The following is a 17,898-nucleotide window of genomic DNA, read 5'->3' as shown; positions in this document are numbered from 1 at the left end:
ACACCACCCACCTGCCGGAACCCGCCGCACACGCGAACGCGCGGGCGCCCCCACCACGCCAGGACATCCGCGCGTTCGCGTTCACTCAACTCGCGCCGTGCACGATCCGATCCGCCCGTTCCTCGCTGGGCTGGATCTCACCGGACAGGATCTGCTCGGCGTAATGGCAGGCCACCCGGTGGGTGCCGCTCTTCAGCAGGCGCAGCTCGGGCCGCTCGGTGTCGCACAACTCCTCCTGGCGCCAGGGGCACCGGGTGTGGAACCGACAGCCGGTCGGCGGGTTCGCGGGCGAGGGCAGGTCGCCGGCGAGCAGGATCCGCTCGCGGGAGTCCTCGACCGTCGGATCGGGGACCGGCACCGCCGACATCAGCGAACGGGTGTAGGGGTGCATCGGGGTCTCGTACATCTCGTCGCTGGTGGCCTCTTCCACCAGCGCACCCAGGTACATCACTCCGACGACGTCGCTGACGTGCCGCACGACCGCGAGGTCGTGGGCGATCACCAGGTACGTCAGTCCCATCTCGTCCTGGAGTTCCTCCAGGAGGTTGAGCACCTGCGCCTGGATGGACACGTCCAGCGCGGACACGGGTTCGTCGCAGATGATCAGGTCCGGTTGGAGGACCAGCGCGCGGGCGATACCGATGCGCTGGCGCTGGCCCCCGGAGAACTCGTGCGGGTAGCGCTTGAGCGCCTTGGCGGACAGGCCCACCCGTTCCAGTGCGTCGACGATGCGGGCTCGCCGGTCCTCCCGGATCAGTCGCCGGCGTTCCTTGGCGCCGATGCCTTCGGAGATCTCCTCGGGCCCGCCGATGCCGTGGGTCTCCAGACCTTCCATGAGGATGGCGCCGACGGTCTGCCTCGGGTTGAGGCTGCCCAGCGGGTCCTGGAAGACCATCTGGAGGTTGGCGCGTTCGCGGCGCATGGACTCGGGGTCCAGTCCGGCGAGGTCACGCCCACCGAACCACACTTCGCCCTCGGTGATCTCGTTGAGGCGTAGGACGGCCCGGCCCAGGGTGGTCTTGCCGCAACCGGATTCGCCGACGAGGCCGTAGGTCTGGCCCTTCTCGACGTTCAGCGACACCCCGTCGACGGCTTGGACGTGCCCGATGGTGCGGTCGATGAGCACGCCGCGCTTGATCGGGAAGTGGACCTTGAGGTCCTTGATCTCCAGCAGGCTCATCCCCGCTCCTCCTCGTCTTCGTCGGCCACGGTCGGGCTGTCCAGGACCGCCCGGTCCGCCACCGCCGCGTGGTCGATGGGGTTGACGCAACGGTGAACGTGTCCGCCGTCGTCGCCGCCGTCACCCTTCTCCACGCTCACCAGCGGGGGCGGTCCCTGGAGGCACTCCATCGTGTAGTGGTCGCAGCGGGGCGCGAACGCGCAACCGTCCACCCAGGCGATGTTGTCGTTGGCCGAACCGCGCACCGGGGTGAGCGATTCCCCGCGTGGGGCGTCGAGTCTCGGAATGGACCCGAGCAGCCCCACGGTGTAGGGGTGCGTGGGGTCGGCGAACAACGGTTCGCGCGGCGCGGTCTCCACCGCCCGCCCGGCGTACAGGACGTTGATGTCGTCGCACAGCCCGGCCACCACGCCCAGGTCGTGGGTGATCATGAGCAGGGCGGTGCCCTCCTCGGTGACCAGGTCTTTGAGCAGTTCCAGGATCTGCGCCTGGATGGTGACGTCCAGGGCGGTGGTGGGCTCGTCCGCGATCATCAGGCGGGGCTTGCAGGCCACCGCCATGGCGATGAGCGCGCGCTGACGCATTCCACCGGACAGCTGGTGCGGATACTCGTCGAGCCGTCGGGTGGGGTCGGGGATGCCCACCCGGTACAGCAGGTCGGCGGCCTCCTTGCGGACGGCGACCCCGCGCATCCCCCGGTGCCGCTTGAGGATCTCGGTGACCTGCATGCCGATGGGGACCACCGGGTTGAGCGAGCTGAGCGGGTCCTGGAAGATCATCGCCATCTGGGATCCGCGCAGGTCCCGCAGGCGGCGCTGGGAGAGGCGAAGCAGGTCCGCCTCACCGTCGGGTAGCTGCATGACGGCGCTGCCACCGACCTTGACCCCGCGGTCCGGAAGGAGCCCCATCAGGGCCAGGGAGGTGACGCTCTTGCCACAGCCGGACTCGCCGACCAGACCCGTGACGCGGCCTTCCTCCAGGCTGAAGGAGACTCCGTCGACGGCGCGCGTTTCACCGGACCCGCGCCGGTGGAACACCACGGACAGCTCGTCCACCGCCAACAGCGGCGTGCTGGAACTCATGGTCACTTCCTCAACTTCGGGTCGAGCGCCTCACGCAGGGACTCTCCCAGGAGGGTGAAGCCGAGCGCGGTGATGATGATGCCCAGGGCCGGGTAGACGGCCAGGGCCGGAGCGCTGGACAGGAACCGTTGGGCCTCGGAGAGCATCGTGCCCCACTCCGGGAAGTTCGCGTCGGGGTTGCCCAGACCCAGGTAGGACAGGGCGGCCGCGTCGATGATGGCGGTCGCCAGGGTGAGCGTGGACTGGACGAGCACCGGCCCCATGGAGTTGGGCAGGATGTGCGTCAGGGCGATCTTGTGGCTGCGCACGCCCATGGCCTGCGCGGCCAGTACGTACTCGCGGTTGCCCTGGGAGATCATCGCGCCGCGCAGCAGCCGGGCGAAGATCGGGATTTGGGCGATACCGACCGCGAGCATGACGGTGGTCAGGCTGGGTCCGACGAGCGCGGCGACGGTGACGGCCAGCAGCAGGGACGGCAGCGCGAGCATCATGTCGATGACGCGCATGATGACGTTGTCGACCTGGCGCCCCCACCGGCCACCGAGGACCGTGCAGCCGCCGGCGACGCCGCCGAGCAGGGCACCGAACAGGAAGCCGACGAAGGTGGCGACCACACCGACCATGAGGGTCTGGCGGGCTCCGATCACCATGCGGGAGAACATGTCGCGGCCGAGGTGGTCCAGGCCCAACCAGTTCTCGGCGCGTGGTCCGACGAACTCGTTGCGGTTGGGGAAGACCTCGCTGCCCCAGGCCTGTGAGGTCGGGCTGTAGGGGGCGATGAGCGGTGAGAACAGCGCCACCAGCAAGAACATGACGACGATGATCGCGCCACTGATCGCCATGGGGCTGCGCCGCATGCGTCCGAAGGCCTCGCGCCAGACCCCGGCACCGTGGCCGTCGTCGCCCCGGTCGCCCATGAGTTCGGCGAGCCGGTCGACCTTGGCGGCCTTGCGCTTGTGGAGGGGCGTCTTCTCTTCGGTCTCGGAAGGGCTTTGGGAGCTCGGTGTCGTAGGCATCACTGGGCCCGCACTCTCGGGTCGAGGAGGCTGTACGAGATGTCGACCAGGAGGTTGATGAACACGTACATGGTGGCGATGAGCAGGATGAACCCGGTCAGGACCGGATAGTCGCGTTCCTGGGTGGCGATGTACACGAACGAACCGATGCCCGGGAAGGCGAACACGCTCTCGGTGAGGACGGCCCCCGCGAAGAGGCTGCCGGTGAGCAGACCGACGGCGGTGACCACCGGCAACAGGGCGTTGCGCAGCACGTGGCGGGTGCGGACCGTGGTCCGGTGCAGACCCTTGGCGTTGGCCGTGCGCACGTAGTCCTCTTCCATCACCTCCAGGACGCTCGCCCTGGTCATACGGGTGATGACGGCCAACGGGATGGACGCCAGCGCCAGCCCCGGCAGGGCCAGGTGGGCGAGCGCGTCCCAGACCACGTCCCATTCACGGGTCATGACACCGTCCAGGACGACGAATCCGGTGATGTCGGTGCGGGTGAGCCCCGGGGAGAGCCGGAAGGCCGAGGGGAACCACCCCATGCCCTCGGCGAAGACCACCTTGAGGATGAACGCGAGGAAGAAGACCGGGGTGCAGATGCCCAGGAGGGAACCGCCGACGGCGGCGAAGTCCAGGATGGTGCCGCGGCGGCGCGCGGCGAGGTAACCGAGCGGAAGTCCGATGATGACGGCGATGAGGATCGCGGTCACGCCCAGCTCGAACGTCGCCGGGAACCTGAGGAAGAACTCGTCCAGGACCGGACGTGAGGTCTGGAGCGATGTCCCGAGGTCGCCTTGGGCGATTCTGCGCAGGAAGGCCAGGTACTGAACCATGAGTGGTTCGTCCAGGCCGAGCGACCGCCGCAGCATCGCACGCTGTTCAGGGGTCGCGTCGTCGGGGAGGAGGGCGTACTCCGGCCCGCCCGGCAGCCGTTGGAGCCAGACGAACAGCAGGATCGACAGGCCACCCAGTGTCGGGATGAGCTGTAGGAGTCGCCTGACGATGAATCGCAGCACCTTCGCCGCCTTTCGCCAGTGGTGGAAGGTTCGGATGATCGGGGGATCGCCCCAGGGGAGGTGCGGCGACGGGGGGACACCGCCATGGGGCACCCGTGGTGCCGGGCCCGACCGGCGTGGCGGTCGGGCCCGGCGGAGGTACTACTTCCAGGAGGCTTCGCCGAAGTTCTCCTGCGTCAGCGGGCTGACGTTGGGCGGCTCGACGTCGGGCGAGAAGGCGATCGAGGGCGGGGAGCTGGAGATGGGCAGCCCCGGCAGGGCGTCCATGACCATCTCGTTGAGCTCCTGGTAACCGGCGACGCGCTCTTCCTCGTCGGGGTTGGTGCTCACCTCGGTCATCTTGTCGAAGAGCTCTTCCTCGTCCATGCCCCACGCGTCGTTGTGGGTGGAGAACCAGGTGCCGATGAAGTTGTAGGCGTCGTTGTAGTCACCGGTCCAGCCGAGCAGGTACATCGGGCAGTTGCCGCTGTCGACCTGGCCGGAGTAGACGGACCACTCGTAGGGGGTGGCCTCCACGGTGACGCCGACCTCCTGGAGGTCTTCGGTGATGACGTCGAAGATGTCCTTGGGGGCGGGCATGTACGGGCGGGTGACCTCGGTCGGGTAGCAGAACTCGACGTCGAAGCCGTCTTCGTACCCGGCGTCGGCGAGCATCTCGCGGGCCTTGTCCGGGTCGTAGTCGAAGGTCCGCACGTCCTCGGACCAACCGTCGAGGGTGTCCGGGTGGAACTGCGTGGCGACCTCGCCACCCTCGGGGAGGATGGTGTCGACGATGCGCTGGCGGTCCACCGCGTGGGAGAGGGCCTCACGGACCTCCATCTCGGCGAGCGCCTCGTGGCTCTCCTGCTGGTAGGCCATGTACAGGACGTTGAACACGTCACGGGTGGGCACCTGGAAACCGGCGTCCTCCAGCGGCGCGACGTCGGCCGGGGCGACCAGGTCGTAGCCCTGGATGTCACCGGCCTCCAGCGCCTGGCGGCGGGCGGTCTCGTCGGGGATGCTCCGCAGGATCATGGTCTCGAAGCCCGCCGGGTCGCCCCAGTAGTCGTCGTACCGGTTGAGGGTGACCTCGGCCTGGTCCTGGTTCCATTCCTCGACGGTGAACGGACCGGTGCCGGCGAGTGAGCCGGCGCTCTGGGCGAAGTCGGGGAGGCTCAGGTTGCCCTCTTCACCGGTGACCTCCTGGCCCTCCATGGTCTCCAGGGTGGTGGGGCTCATGATGCCGAAGGCGGCGAGGCTGAATCCACCGGGGAAGATCGAGGAGTACTCGGAGATCTCGATGACGGCGGTGAGCTCGTCCTCGGCGTCACAGGAGACGTAACGGGATTCTCCGGTGCTGTAGTCCTCGTCGGGCTCGGCGAATCCACCGAAGATCGACTGCCAGTAGTAGGACAGGTTGGAGCTCTGGTAGGCACCGGTCAGATTGTTCCAGCGATCGAAATTGGCGCAGACGACCTCGGCGTTGAATTCGTCGCCGTCGTGGAAGGTGACGTTGTCGCGGAGGTTGAAGGTCCAGACGGTGCCGTCCTCGGACTGATCCCAGGTCTCGGCGAGACCGCCGACGATTTCCGAACCACCGGATTCGTGGTCGAGAAGGGTTTCGAAGACCTGCCGGCTGTAACGGTAGGTCTCGCCGTCGTTGGTGAGGAAGGGATCCAGTGACGTGATGTCACCGGCGGCCCCGAAGACGAACGGCTGCTCGCCGTCGCCGGAGCCGCGGTCACTCTCCGCACAGGCTGTCGCCACCAGGGTGAGCGACGCCGCGACGGCCACGAGACCGAGCGGCTTTCGGGAAGACTTCGTGAACATGTGGTCCACCTCAGGGGGACGTGGGGTTGAGGCCCAGAACGATTGCTGTGGACCCTAAACCGGTTCACGAGCCCCTGGGAAGATAGACGGCTGGGTATTAATACAACCGTTTCAGATCTGTGCCGTGATCCATAGCTCGGTTTTTCGCGTCCAGGTGTTCAACTGTTCGGGATCTTAAAGGGTGCAACGGAAACCCGAATCCCATGACCCTGAGTACTCGCTTCAGTACATTCCCTCAAAGTTATCCGGTCATAGGATGATTTAACTTTTCCGACATGGTGTCCGTTTCGGACCAAGGACCCTTCGAGCGTCCTATGATCTGCGAATGGACACACCCCTGGACGACGCGTCCCTCACCGCGTTCCTCGAAGGTCAGGACAGCGCCTGGCTCACCGAACAGCTCATGCTGATCGCCGACGAGGACCCCATCACCCGCATCCGCCTGAGCGGTGCCGCCGGCGCGGAGAGCGCGGTCGAGGAGGCACGCGCCGTCGTGCTGTCCCTGGTCAACGCGCACCTGCCCGCCAAGAGCGAGGATGACGACGAGGAGGATGATCCCCTCCATCGCGCACTCGATCTCCTGGACGACCTCATCGACTACGGCTTCGAGGACGAGATCGGCGACGTCGCGGACGAGGCCCGGGAGGTGTACGTCGCCCGTCACGGCGAGGACGACGGCGAGCACTTGGCCCGACTGCACGTCCTGGCCGATGGCGAAGAGGACGACTGACCGGACATGGGGAAGGCCCGGCGGGGAACGGTTCGTTCAAAACCCGCCGGGCCCTTTGTCGAAGTGGAGTGGCCTGGTGCTACTCGTGGCACCAGCGACGCACGTTGGTGCTCCACAGCGCGATGTTGAGGACGATCGCGGAGAGCGCCGCCACGGTCCCCGCCAGCATCAGCGGGGTGTCGGCGAGCCAAGCCGCCAGGAACAGCGTGAACAGCGCGGTACCGAAGGCGAACAGTGAACCGATCTGGGAGGCCCGCCAGAGCACGTGACCGGCTCGACGGACCGGCAGTGCCAGCGCGACCAGGCCGAGGCCGACCAGGGCCGCCATCACGAGCAGCAGCCACAATTCGGTCGTCACGCTCGCGTGGACGCCTTCGGAAAGCATGCTCCCGACCAGGTAGGCGAGCAGGCCGTACAGGGCCGCGGCGACGAACATCAGGACACAGGTCTGACGCACGTCCAGCGGGGGACGCACTCCCGGGTGGGCCGGGGCCAGAAGGCTCTTCCGGGGCGGGGGCACCACGCTGAAGGGGCGGGACGCGGTGGCGGTGGGGGACGGTTGGGAGTCTTGCATGACGAACAGGGTCGCGTGCCGCGCCCCACTGCACAAGTGGAGTAATGCCACACAACGGACCGTGGCCGTGGCATGACGTAACGGAGCGGGACGGATCAGACCCCCGTGGCCCCCATCCGCTCCCCCACGTACTCCAGGGCCTGCGATGTCAGCGTGTCCAGGTCCTCGCGCACGTCGAGTTCCCGGCCGGCCTCGTCCGGGCCGAGCCGTTCCAGGGTCTGCATCTGGGAGAGCAGCAGCCCCGACGGCATGAAGTGGTCCTCTCGGGCGTCGAGCCTCTCCCAGATCACCTCCTGTGTTCCGTGCAGGTGGAGGAAGTGCACATCCGAGGCCCCGGCCCTCAGCAGGTCCCTGTAGTCGCGTTTGAGCGCCGAACAGGCCATCACGGTGGACTCGCCCAGGGCGTCGTTCGCACCGATCCAGCGGGCCAGTTCACGCAGCCATGGCCCACGGTCCTCGTCGGTCAGGGGCACCCCCGACTCCATCTTGCGGATGTTGGCCTCGGGGTGGAAGTCGTCGGCCTCGGCGAAGGGCAGCCCGAGACGGACCGCGACCCGCTGGGCCACACTCGTCTTGCCGCTACCGGACACACCCATGAAGACAAAGTGCATGGTCTCTCCGTCTCGTGGCCCGCCACTCGGCGGCACCACCAATAGTGTTATCAATCGTTCCCGTTAGGCTTCAGGCTGACCCCCGGCCCATAGCGGCCGAAGCAGCAGAACCGGGAAGTACGAGGGACCGCCGATGGGCACGACGCACCGCACGTTGCACAACCGGGTGCTGGCGGTGCTCGGCCCGGCGATCGCCGCGGGCGAGTACGCCTGCGGTCACACCTTCACGCTGAGCGGGTTGGAAGATGGATTCGGGGTCTCTCGGACGGTCGCCCGCGAGGCGGTGCGGGTCCTGGAGTCCATGGGCCTGGTGGTCAGCCGCCCCCGCACCGGCATCCGGGTCCGGCCCCGGCGCGACTGGAGCGTGTTCGACCCGCAGCTGATCCGCTGGCGCCTGGCCGGAGACGCCCGCATGGACCAGCTGCGATCCCTGAACGAACTGCGCGCGGCCGTGGAACCGGGCGCCGCGGCCCTGGCCGCCGAACGCGGCCCCGCCGACGAGCGGGCCCGGCTGGTGGTGCTGGCCGAACAGATGACACTGACCGGTCGGGCCGGCAAGCTCGACACGTTCATGGACCTGGACGTCACGTTCCACCGGCGCATCCTGGAACTGTCCGGCAACGAGATGCTGGCCGGGCTCTCGGACGTGGTGACCGAGGTCCTGGTCGGCCGCACCTCCTACGACCTGATGCCGCACCAGCCGCGCCCGGAGGCGTTGCGCCTGCACACGGCGGTGGCGCAGGCCATCCGGGACGGGCTGCCGGACGTGGCGGAGGCGGCGATGCGGGCCATCGTCACCGAGGTCTCCGACGCGTTGAAGGACACCCGCCCCCCGCAGGGGTGAGCCGCGTTCGGGTCGCCCGGCGACCATGGCCCGTTCCACCTACAGGACCAGGGACAGACCGAAGGCGAGCCCGAAGCCGATGAAGCCGATCAGGGTCTCCATCACGGTCCAGGTCTTGAGCGTGGTCTTGACGTCCATGCCCAGGAAGCGGCCGACCAGCCAGAAGCCGGAGTCGTTGACGTGCGACAGGGCCGTGGCTCCGGAGGCGATGGCGATCACGATCAGGGCCAGGTCGATGGAGCTCAGCCCCGAGGTGGCCTGCACCGCCGGGGCGATGAGGCCCGCGGCGGTGGTGATGGCGACGGTGGCCGAGCCCTGGGCGACGCGCAGGGCCAGGGCGATGATGAACGCCGCGAGGATGACCGGCATGCCCGTGGAATCCAGGCTGTCGGCGAGGGCGTCACCGATACCGCTGGTGCGCAGGACCCCGCCGAACATGCCGCCGGCGCCGGTGATGAGGATGATCGCGCAGACCGGGCCGAGCGCCCCGCCCACGATCTCCTCCACCCTGGTACGCGTGAAGCGGCCCTTGCTGAGCACGACCATCGCGTAGACGACGGTGATGAGCAGGGCGATGGGGGTCTCACCGACCAGGCGCATGACCTGCACCCACGTGGCTTCCTCGGGCACCGCGCCGGTGGCGGCGACGGTGGTGATACCGGTGTTGGCGAAGATCAGCAGCATCGGCAGGAGGAGGACGCTGATGACGGTCATCAGGTGCGGCGGGTTCTCGTGCTTGACCTCACCGTCGGACATGATGTCGTCCGGGACGGGGAGCTCCCAGCGCTTGCCCGCCCACAGGCCGAACAGGTAGCTGGCCAGGTACCAGGTGGGGATGGCCAGAAGGGCACCGATGAGCAGGGTCAGCCCCATGTCGGCGCCGATCTCGACGGCGGCGGTGACCGGACCGGGGTGCGGCGGGACGAACGCGTGCATCACCGCGAAGGCGCCGGCGGTGGGCAGGGCGTAGAGCAGCACGGAGCCGCCCACGCGACGGGCGACGCTGAAGACGATCGGCAGCATCACGACGAGGCCGACGTCGAAGAAGATCGGGAAGCCGAACAGCAGTGAGGCCACGCCCAGCGCCAGCGGGGCCCGCTTCTCGCCGAACAGCTTGATGAGGGCACCGGCCAGGACGGCCGCGCCACCGGTGATCTCCAGCAGACGGCCGATCATCACACCGAGGCCGACCAGGAGGGCGACGCTCGCGAGTGTTCCGCCGAAGCCGTCCAGGAGGGTGGGCACCACCCCGGCGACCGGGATGCCGGCGGCGAGCGCGGTGATCACGCTGACCAGCACGAGCGCGATGAAGGCGTGCAGTTTGAATCTGATGATCAGGAACAGCAGGAGCGCGATGGCGCCCGCCGCGATCCCGAGGAGGGGACCCGTGCCGTACACGGGTTCGAAGTTCTCCACGACGGAGCCTTCCACTGGGCGGGGTGGGACGTGGCGGACACCGAGTACCGCCTTGACCTGCTCTTGGACCAGGCTCCGAGAATGGTAATACCATTTGTGAGGTCCTGTGAACACACAGGTGAGGTTCTGTGACGGAGACGCAGGTCACAGGCCTGAAATCGGTGCTCGCGGGACGCGCCGGCCGGAACCGGCCCTGCTCACGGCAATGAAACGACACGCTCCGCCCGTAGGGTGATCGCGTGCCTGCGACCACAGAACCTCAGCTCCTGGACGACCGGATCCGACGCCAGGGGATCATCATCCTCAGCGTCTTCGCCTTCATCTGGGCTGTGGCGGGATGGGGGAACCTGAGTCAGGCCCCGCTCCTGGCCATGATCGTGTCCGCGTTGGTGTCCCTCCTGGTGATCCTCCAGGGGATTCGCTACGCGAGCCAGGGTCATCGACGACGCGAGCGCGTCCTTCCACGTTCGTGGAACCGCTGGGTGGGCGTGGTCAACATCACCCAGATCGTTCTGATCGCGGCGGCGGTGTTCGCCCTGGTGCGCACCGACCAGCTGATCTTCCTGCCGCCCACGATCGCGCTGATCGTGGGACTGCACTTCTTCCCCCTCGCCCCACTCTTCGATCAGAGGCAGTACCTCTGGACGGCGGCGGCCCTGTGCCTGCTGGCGATCGCCGGTTTCGTCGCCGTCCTCACCGGCGCGGCCCTGGAAATGGTCATCGCGGGCGTCTGCGTGAGCGCCGCCGTCGCCCTGTGGACGAGCGCGATCCTCATCGCCATCCGCAACTGACCCCTCAGCCGGCCACGCGCTCCCGCGACAGCGGGACACCCTCGCCCTCCAGGATTCGTCATTGATCCTGCTTTCTTAGTAATCGCAGCTTGGAATTCAGGGCGTGTGGGGCTCAGGAGACATTGCAGCGTCTGCTGAGCCCTTTTTCGTGTGCGCGACCGGAAAGGTCAGAGACTCGCCCATGGGTTGTCGTTCAAATCGGCGGCCAGGAAGAACCAGAAGAGCCCCGACATCCGCCGAAGCACGCATGCACCACGCGCTCACGGCCGGGCGTTTCCCCTACCGGCCTCCACCTCATCCCTACTTCCTCACCCTCCGTCATCTGGACAAGTTCCCACCCGAACCACCAGACCGGTATTTTCACGGCACCCACGAATAAAACCGAAAGCGAGCGCAGCCGCCACCAGAACCCTGGTATCCGTAAATTGACACCCCGCCCTTCCAGACTTCAACCTCTTGCCATGAACGCAGAGCTCCGCACCTCCCTCCACCTCGCTGTTTACGACCAGATGGCCGACTGGCAGTACGGCCACGCGGTCGCGCACGTGCGTTCGGGGTTGGGTCCACTCGGGCTCGGGAGCCGCGAAATCGTCACCGTGGGCCTGACCGGAGCGCCCGTGACCACCGCCGGTGGCCTCACCCTCCTGCCCGACCTCACGTTGCCGCAGCTCATCCCCTCCGCGAGCGCGATGCTGGTGCTCCCGGGATCGGAAGCGTGGGACCACTCCCCCGAGACCATGGCCCCGTTGGCCTCCGCCGCCGGCATCTTCCTCGACGCCGGGGTTCCGGTCGGGGCGATCGGATCGGCCACGGTCGGCCTCGCACGCGAAGGCCTCCTCGACTACCGGGACCACACCGGGGTGTGCCGACAGGATCTGGTCACGACCACCGGCTACGCGGGCGGTCACCGTTACCTGGCCCGACTGGCCGTCACCGACGGTGACCTGGTCACCGCCGCCGCGACGGCACCGGTCGAGTTCACCCGCGAGATCCTGGCCCGGCTGGACGGCCACGGCACCCGGACCTTGAACTCCTGGTACCGCCGCTACGCCCTGCACGACGGCGACGCCTCCCTGAGCCTGGCGGATGAGGGCTGATCCACACCGGGTGGGCAGGCCACCGCGACGGGGTCCCCAGTATCGTCATGGCCGTACCCACCTCTTCCGCGTCGCCGCGCCCACCTCAGCCACCCCGGGGGACCCTCATGATCGACCTGCGCTCGGACACCTTCACCCGCCCCACGAAGCGGATGCGCCTGGCCATGGCCGAGGCGGAGGTCGGCGACGACGTGTGGGGCGAGGACCCCACCGTGCGTGAGTTGGAGGAAGAGACGGCCGCCCTGCTCGGCAAGGAGGCCGCCCTCTACGTCACCTCCGGTCACATGGCCAACCAGCTGGGACTTTGGGTGTCGACCCGTAGCGGCGAGGAGGTGTGGGCGCACGAGAACCACCACCTCATCGGCGACGAACAGGGCGCGGCGGTCGTACTCTCCCGGGTCCTGCCGAGGCTGTACTCGGGTGATCCGTTCCCCGCACGGGAACTCCTCGACGGTTGGATCACCGGGCTGGGCGACGTGCACCGCGCGGATCCCGCACTGCTGTGGCTGGAGAACACCTTCTCCGGCCGGGTGGTGCCGTTGGCGGAACAGCGGCGGATCACCGGGTTCGCGCACGCCCACGGGTTGAAGGCGCACCTGGACGGAGCGCGACTGTGGAACGCCGCCGCACACCTGGAGGTGGAGCCGGCCGTGGTGGCAGAGGGCTTCGACACGGTTTCGGTGTGCTTCTCCAAGGGACTGGGCGCACCGGTGGGTTCGGCGGTGGCAGGCGACGCGGACACGATTCGGCGGGCCCGACGCGGTCGAAAGCTGCTCGGCGGCGGTATGCGTCAGGCGGGCGTCATCGCGGCGGGCGCCCTGTACGCGCTGCGCCACCACCGTGAACGCATGGTGGAGGACCACGAGCGGGCCACTCGCCTGGCCGAACTCCTGAGCGAGCTGTCCGGCCTGGAGGCGGTGGCGCGGACCAACATGGTGTTGGTGACCACCCCCGGGGGCGAGGCCGGCCGGTACGTGGAGGCGTTCGCCGCACAGGGGGTGCGCGCGTTGGGCGGTGGTGACCGGGTCCGGATGGTCGTGAGCCTGGAGATCACCGACAGCGACATCGAGGACGCGGCGAAGGCGGCAGCGAAGGCCGTCGCCGAGCTCTGATCGGAACCGACCGCAGGTCAGCGGCCCGGCCCCTCGGTACACTTGCCCGAATCCGCCGTGCACCCGGGGCCGGCAGGTGTCGAGCGTCACATCGCGTAGTAGCATCTGGCGTATGACATTGTCGTACTAGAGAGTGGTAGCACCGCAATGCCGGGAAGAATCCAGTCCATCGAACGCGCCGCCGCGATCCTGCGGTTGCTGGCCAGTGGAGCCCGGGGACTGAGCCTGGCCGAGATCTCCCGATCCCTCCAACTTCCCAAGGGCACGGCCCTGGGCATCCTTCGCACCCTGCAACACGTGGGGTTCGTGGAACAGGATCCGGAGTCGAGCCGCTATCGCCTGGGCGGGGGCATGCTCAGTCTGGGCACCCGCTACCTGGACGGCAACGAACTACGTACCCGGGCCCTGAACTGGGCCGACACCCTGGCCTCCCGCAGCGGGGAGAGCGTGCGCATCGGCACCCTGCACAAGCACCAGGTGCTGGTGGTGCACCACGTCTTCCGCCCCGACTCCTCCCGCCAGATCCTGGACGTGGGCACGTTGCTGCCGTTGCACGCGACGGCCATCGGCAAGGTCCTGATGGCCTTCGATCCCTTGGCGGCTCCGGAGGAGGTGGCCGCGGTGGAGACCGACTCCCCCGTGGAACTCACCGCCTTCACCCGTCACACGATCACCACCATGGCCGACCTGGAGGCGGGTCTGGACGAGATCCGAGAACAGGGCTGGGGATGGGAGGTGGAGGAACTCGTCGACGGCGAGGTGTCCATAGCCGCGCCCATCCGCGACCGGCGCGGAGTGACCGTCGGCGCGATCGGAGTGCGCGGCGCGGTCGAGCGTCTGCGTGACGAGACCGGTCGCCCCGACATGGAGCAGGTCTCCTACATCCGCGACGCTGCCCGAGCGGTCTCCCGCGACCTGGGTGTGACCCCGTACTGAGGTCCGGCACGAGCGCGCTCGCGGCCCCGTCGCACGAGCCGCGCTCACCGTGGTTTCCGGAGTGGTGTTCTTCTGGTGTCCGCCTTCGCCTGAGATGGTGGGTCTAGAGCTTGTGACTCACGCGACACGATTGCGTCACGTGCTCTTGACATGGGAAGGAAACACAGTCGAAACTAACGCCTAATCATACGTCATTGTCGTACGTCATGCGGGAATGGCCGCTGTAACGCATGTTCCGACCCCCCGTCCCCATCCACGTCCATCTGAAGGCGAGACCGATGAGCCAGCAGTACATCGCCGCGATCGACCAGGGCACCACGTCGAGCCGCTGCATCCTCTTCGACCAGGACGGGCGCATCGTCTCGGTCGATCAACGTGAGCACCGCCAGATCTTCCCCAAGCCGGGTTGGGTGGAGCACGACGCCCTGGAGATCTGGGACAACGTCGAGGCCGTCGTCCAAAAGTCGCTGGAAAAGAGCGACATCACCCCCGACCAGATCGCCGCCATCGGCATCACCAACCAGCGTGAGACCACGCTGATCTGGGACAAGGAGACCGGTGAGCCGGTCTACAACGCGATCGTCTGGCAGGACACCCGCACCGACGAGCTCGCCCGTGAACTCGGCGGCGAGGAGGGCCAGGACCGCTTCCGTCCCAAGTGCGGTCTGCCTCTGGCCACCTACTTCGCCGGCCCCAAGATCCGCTGGCTCCTCGACAACGTCGAGGGGGTCCGCGAGCGCGCCGACCGCGGTGAGCTGCTGTTCGGCACCATGGACACCTGGCTGATCTGGAAGCTGACCGGTAAGCACGTCACCGACGTCACCAATGCCAGCCGCACCATGCTGATGAACCTGGAGACCCTGGCCTGGGACGACGAGATCCTGGCGGCCATGGACATCCCGGCGAGCCTCCTGCCGGAGATCCGGTCCTCCTCCGAGGTCTACGGCGAGTCCACCGGCTACCTGGCCGGCACCCCGGTCGCCGCCTCGCTGGGCGACCAGCACGCAGCGCTGTTCGGTCAGACCTGCTTCGACCCGGGCGACGTCAAGGGCACCTACGGCACCGGCACGTTCCTGGTCATGAACACCGGTACCAAGCCCATCAAGTCCGAGAACGGGCTGCTCACCACCCTCGGCTACAAGATCGGGGACACCCCGGCGGTGTACGCGCTGGAGGGCTCCATCGCGGTCACCGGCTCCCTGGTTCAGTGGCTGCGCGACAGTCTCGGCCTGATCTCCTCCGCCCCGGAGATCGAGACCCTGGCCCGCACCGTGGACGACAACGGCGGTTGCTACATCGTTCCGGCCTTCTCCGGTCTGTTCGCCCCGCACTGGCGCAGCGACGCCCGCGGCGTCATCGCCGGTCTGACCGGTTACGTGAACAAGGGTCACATCGCGCGCGCCGTCCTGGAGGCCTCGGCCTGGCAGACCCGTGAGGTCGTCGACGCCATGAACGCCGACTCGCAGATCGATCTGACCACCCTGAAGGTCGACGGTGGCATGACCGCGGACAACCTGCTCATGCAGATCCTGTCCGACGTGCTCGACGCCGAGGTGGTGCGTCCGATGGTCGCCGAGACCACGTGTCTGGGCGCGGCCTACGCGGCCGGTCTGGCCGTGGGCTACTGGCCCGACATCGAGACGCTGCGCGCCAACTGGCACAAGGCCGCCGAATGGAACCCGAAGATGGATTCGTCGGTTCGTGAACGCGAGTACCACAACTGGAACAAGGCCGTTGAGCGCACCCTGGGTTGGGTCGAGCACGAGAACGCCTAAGCGTACGGGCGGACGCCCGTCGTCCCGCACCTCACGTATGACCGCGCCCCAAGGGGACAGAGCGAACTGGAACCCTTGGGGCGCGGATCCGGGACACCGACCAGGTGCCCACTCCCCATTCAAATGTGACGGGTGTGTCCGATTATGCCCGTGTCGGCGCGAATCCGCTGCGGTTCCCGCCACACCGGCCAGGTGACACCCGTGACCCGGCTGCCCCCGTCAAGGGGGCGGAGATCCCCATGGTCTATCTCGCAGAATTCATCGGAACAGCGATCCTCACCCTTCTCGGATGTGGTGTCGTCGCGGGCGTATCCCTCGCCCGGTCCAAGGCCCTGGGCGCGGGCTGGATCGTCGTGACCTTCGGCTGGGGCATGGCGGTCACGATGGCCATCTACGTCGTCGGCACCACCAGCGGCGCCCACATCAACCCGGCGGTCACGCTGGGCATGGCCAGCATCGGCGACTTCGAGTGGGCGCTGGTGCCCGGTTACATCGCCGCACAGATCGCCGGTGCCTTCGTCGGTGCCGTCCTGGTGTACCTGGCCTACCTCCCGCACTGGGAGCACACCGATGACCAGGACTCCAAACTGGGCGTGTTCGCCACGGCCCCGGCGGTGCGCAGGCCGCTCCTCAACCTGACCACGGAGATCATCGGCACCGCTCTGCTGCTCCTGGGCATCCTCGGCATCGGCGCCAACGCCGACGCCGTGTCCTCGGAGGGCGGCGTCATGCTGTCCGACCTGTTCGCCAACGGTCTGGCCCCGCTGATGGTGGGTCTGCTCGTGTTCGCGATCGGTCTGTCCCTGGGCGGCCCCACCGGGTACGCCATCAACCCGGCCCGTGACCTGGGCCCGCGTATCGCGCACGCCCTGCTGCCCATCGCAGGCAAGGGCCCCTCGGACTGGGGATACTCCTGGGTCCCGATCGTCGGCCCCATCATCGGTGCCGTGATCGGTTCCTGGATCTGGAAGCTGACCGGCTTCGGCGGCTGATCCCCAAGGGGGACCTCGACCGAAACGCCAAGGGGCGTCCGACCGCGATCGGGCGCCCCTCCCTCATGGGTCCAGGTGCACGTCGCGCAGGTACTCCAGGGTCTCCGTCGGGCGTAGGGCCACCAACCGTAGGTGGTCCACCAGGTTCTGGTAGCGGACCACCTCATCCGGTTCCTCCAGGTAGATGCCGTCGGTGACGGTCTCCAGAAAGACGACCGTGGGGTCGATGGGGTCGGGGAACTCCAACACCACGCACGATCCGCCGCTTCCGGGGTTGAGCCGGTCCGCGCGGGTCATCTGCACGGTGACGTTGGGGCGCCGCGCCATCTCCAGGAGGTGCTCGACCTGAACGTGCTTGGTCCGCGGGTGGTCCTTCAGCCGCAGCAGGGAACCCTCGTCGAAGATCGCCCACAGCCGGGGAGGATCCTGGTCCTCCAGGATTCGCTGACGGGTCATGCGGGCGTCGATGGCCCGCCGGATCTCCTGGGGTCCCGCCAGGCAGGCCTGGGCGTTGACCTTCATGTACTCGGGCACCTGGAGGAGCCCGGGGATCATGATGGGCTGCCAGGTGGTGATCGCGCTCGCCTCGGTCTCGAATCCGACGAAGCGTGCGGCCAGGACGTCGCGGTAACGGGTCCACCAGCCGCGTTCCAGGGACTGGCGGCACAGGTCGAGAATCTCGTCGTACTCGCGCCCCGGGCGGACCCGGCAGGCCTCCAGGACCGCCTTGACCTCGGTGACCGTGGGCCTCTTCTTCACCCCCGACTCGATGTTGGAGTAGGTGGACTTGGACAGACCGGCGTCGGCGGCTACCTCTTCGCCGGTCTTGCGCGCGGCGAGCCGGATCCGGCGGAGTTCGGCGGACAGGCGGCGTCGCCGGATGGTGGGAGAGTACCTAGTGGCCATGATGGGGCTCATCGTAGAACCGG

Annotated in this window: 17 protein-coding genes; 8 read left to right on the top strand and 9 right to left on the bottom strand. The window is 67.8% G+C overall.

Annotated features, from left to right (window positions below; all coding sequences use genetic code 11):
- Window positions 1–85 precede the first annotated feature (85 nt).
- From NLI01S_RS07980 to NLI01S_RS07960, 5 genes are all read right to left on the bottom strand, one after another.
- Window positions 86–1,180 (bottom strand): ABC transporter ATP-binding protein, encoded by a 1,095-nt coding sequence (locus NLI01S_RS07980; RefSeq protein ID WP_067601612.1) that lies wholly within the window; start codon window positions 1,178–1,180, stop codon window positions 86–88.
- A complete protein-coding gene (locus NLI01S_RS07975) occupies window positions 1,177–2,262 on the bottom strand; it encodes an ABC transporter ATP-binding protein (protein WP_067601610.1) in 1,086 nt (361 codons plus the stop codon). Before NLI01S_RS07975 ends, NLI01S_RS07980 begins: the two co-directional genes overlap by 4 nt.
- Before the next feature lie 2 nt (window positions 2,263–2,264).
- Complete coding sequence (locus NLI01S_RS07970) at window positions 2,265–3,278, bottom strand: ABC transporter permease (protein WP_067601608.1); 1,014 nt, start codon at window positions 3,276–3,278, stop codon at window positions 2,265–2,267.
- Entirely contained in the window at window positions 3,278–4,282 is a 1,005-nt protein-coding gene (locus NLI01S_RS07965; RefSeq protein ID WP_067601606.1) for an ABC transporter permease, read from the bottom strand. The genes NLI01S_RS07970 and NLI01S_RS07965 overlap by 1 nt, the downstream gene beginning before the upstream one ends.
- A 141-nt stretch (window positions 4,283–4,423) precedes the next feature.
- Window positions 4,424–6,091: an ABC transporter substrate-binding protein gene (locus NLI01S_RS07960; protein ID WP_067601603.1), complete on the bottom strand. Its 1,668-nt coding sequence runs from the start codon at window positions 6,089–6,091 to the stop codon at window positions 4,424–4,426.
- Between the two features lie 325 nt (window positions 6,092–6,416).
- Here NLI01S_RS07960 and NLI01S_RS07955 point away from each other — a divergent pair, with 325 nt between their 5' ends.
- Complete coding sequence (locus NLI01S_RS07955; RefSeq protein ID WP_067601600.1) at window positions 6,417–6,821, top strand: hypothetical protein; 405 nt, start codon at window positions 6,417–6,419, stop codon at window positions 6,819–6,821.
- A gap of 79 nt (window positions 6,822–6,900) precedes the next feature.
- Here the strand turns inward: NLI01S_RS07955 and NLI01S_RS07950 are convergent, their stop codons facing one another.
- Together NLI01S_RS07950 and NLI01S_RS07945 are read right to left on the bottom strand one after the other, a co-directional pair.
- Entirely contained in the window at window positions 6,901–7,395 is a 495-nt protein-coding gene (locus NLI01S_RS07950) for a hypothetical protein (RefSeq protein ID WP_223809158.1), read from the bottom strand.
- 95 nt (window positions 7,396–7,490) lie between these two features.
- A complete protein-coding gene (locus NLI01S_RS07945) occupies window positions 7,491–8,006 on the bottom strand; it encodes a gluconokinase (protein ID WP_067601597.1) in 516 nt (171 codons plus the stop codon).
- Between the two features lie 133 nt (window positions 8,007–8,139).
- On the opposite strand from NLI01S_RS07945, the gene NLI01S_RS07940 reads away from it, so the two are divergent.
- Entirely contained in the window at window positions 8,140–8,850 is a 711-nt protein-coding gene (locus tag NLI01S_RS07940; protein WP_067601594.1) for a FadR/GntR family transcriptional regulator, read from the top strand.
- A 39-nt stretch (window positions 8,851–8,889) separates the two neighbouring features.
- Here the strand turns inward: NLI01S_RS07940 and NLI01S_RS07935 are convergent, their stop codons facing one another.
- Window positions 8,890–10,266: a GntP family permease gene (locus tag NLI01S_RS07935; protein WP_067601591.1), complete on the bottom strand. Its 1,377-nt coding sequence runs from the start codon at window positions 10,264–10,266 to the stop codon at window positions 8,890–8,892.
- Window positions 10,267–10,505: 239 nt separating this feature from the next.
- On the opposite strand from NLI01S_RS07935, the gene NLI01S_RS07930 reads away from it, so the two are divergent.
- The 6 genes from NLI01S_RS07930 (at window position 10,506) to NLI01S_RS07905 (ending at window position 16,969) form a co-directional block, all read left to right on the top strand.
- Window positions 10,506–11,057, top strand: a complete 552-nt coding sequence (locus NLI01S_RS07930) for a DUF7010 family protein (RefSeq protein ID WP_067601588.1) — start codon at window positions 10,506–10,508, stop codon at window positions 11,055–11,057.
- A gap of 461 nt (window positions 11,058–11,518) precedes the next feature.
- Entirely contained in the window at window positions 11,519–12,154 is a 636-nt protein-coding gene (locus NLI01S_RS07925) for a DJ-1/PfpI family protein (protein ID WP_067601585.1), read from the top strand.
- 107 nt (window positions 12,155–12,261) lie between these two features.
- Window positions 12,262–13,266: a threonine aldolase family protein gene (locus tag NLI01S_RS07920; RefSeq protein WP_067601581.1), complete on the top strand. Its 1,005-nt coding sequence runs from the start codon at window positions 12,262–12,264 to the stop codon at window positions 13,264–13,266.
- A gap of 147 nt (window positions 13,267–13,413) precedes the next feature.
- The gene (locus NLI01S_RS07915) at window positions 13,414–14,202 is read left to right on the top strand and encodes an IclR family transcriptional regulator (protein WP_067601578.1); all 789 of its coding nucleotides are present in this window, start codon (window positions 13,414–13,416) and stop codon (window positions 14,200–14,202) included.
- A gap of 278 nt (window positions 14,203–14,480) precedes the next feature.
- Complete coding sequence (glpK, locus tag NLI01S_RS07910; protein WP_067601629.1) at window positions 14,481–15,977, top strand: glycerol kinase GlpK; 1,497 nt, start codon at window positions 14,481–14,483, stop codon at window positions 15,975–15,977.
- Between the two features lie 239 nt (window positions 15,978–16,216).
- On the top strand, window positions 16,217–16,969 hold the full coding sequence (locus NLI01S_RS07905) for an MIP/aquaporin family protein (RefSeq protein WP_067601575.1): 753 nt from the start codon (window positions 16,217–16,219) through the stop codon (window positions 16,967–16,969).
- Between the two features lie 63 nt (window positions 16,970–17,032).
- Here NLI01S_RS07905 and NLI01S_RS07900 read toward each other — a convergent pair whose 3' ends face one another.
- Entirely contained in the window at window positions 17,033–17,887 is an 855-nt protein-coding gene (locus NLI01S_RS07900; protein WP_067601572.1) for a helix-turn-helix domain-containing protein, read from the bottom strand.
- Between the last annotated feature and the right edge of the window lie 11 nt (window positions 17,888–17,898).

The sequence above is a fragment of the Nocardiopsis listeri NBRC 13360 genome (assembly GCF_001570765.1).
GTDB classification, from domain to species: Bacteria; Actinomycetota; Actinomycetes; order Streptosporangiales; family Streptosporangiaceae; genus Nocardiopsis; species Nocardiopsis listeri.
The sequence above is the reverse complement of the archived record's forward strand: the minus strand, read 5'-3'. Positions and strand labels throughout refer to the sequence as shown.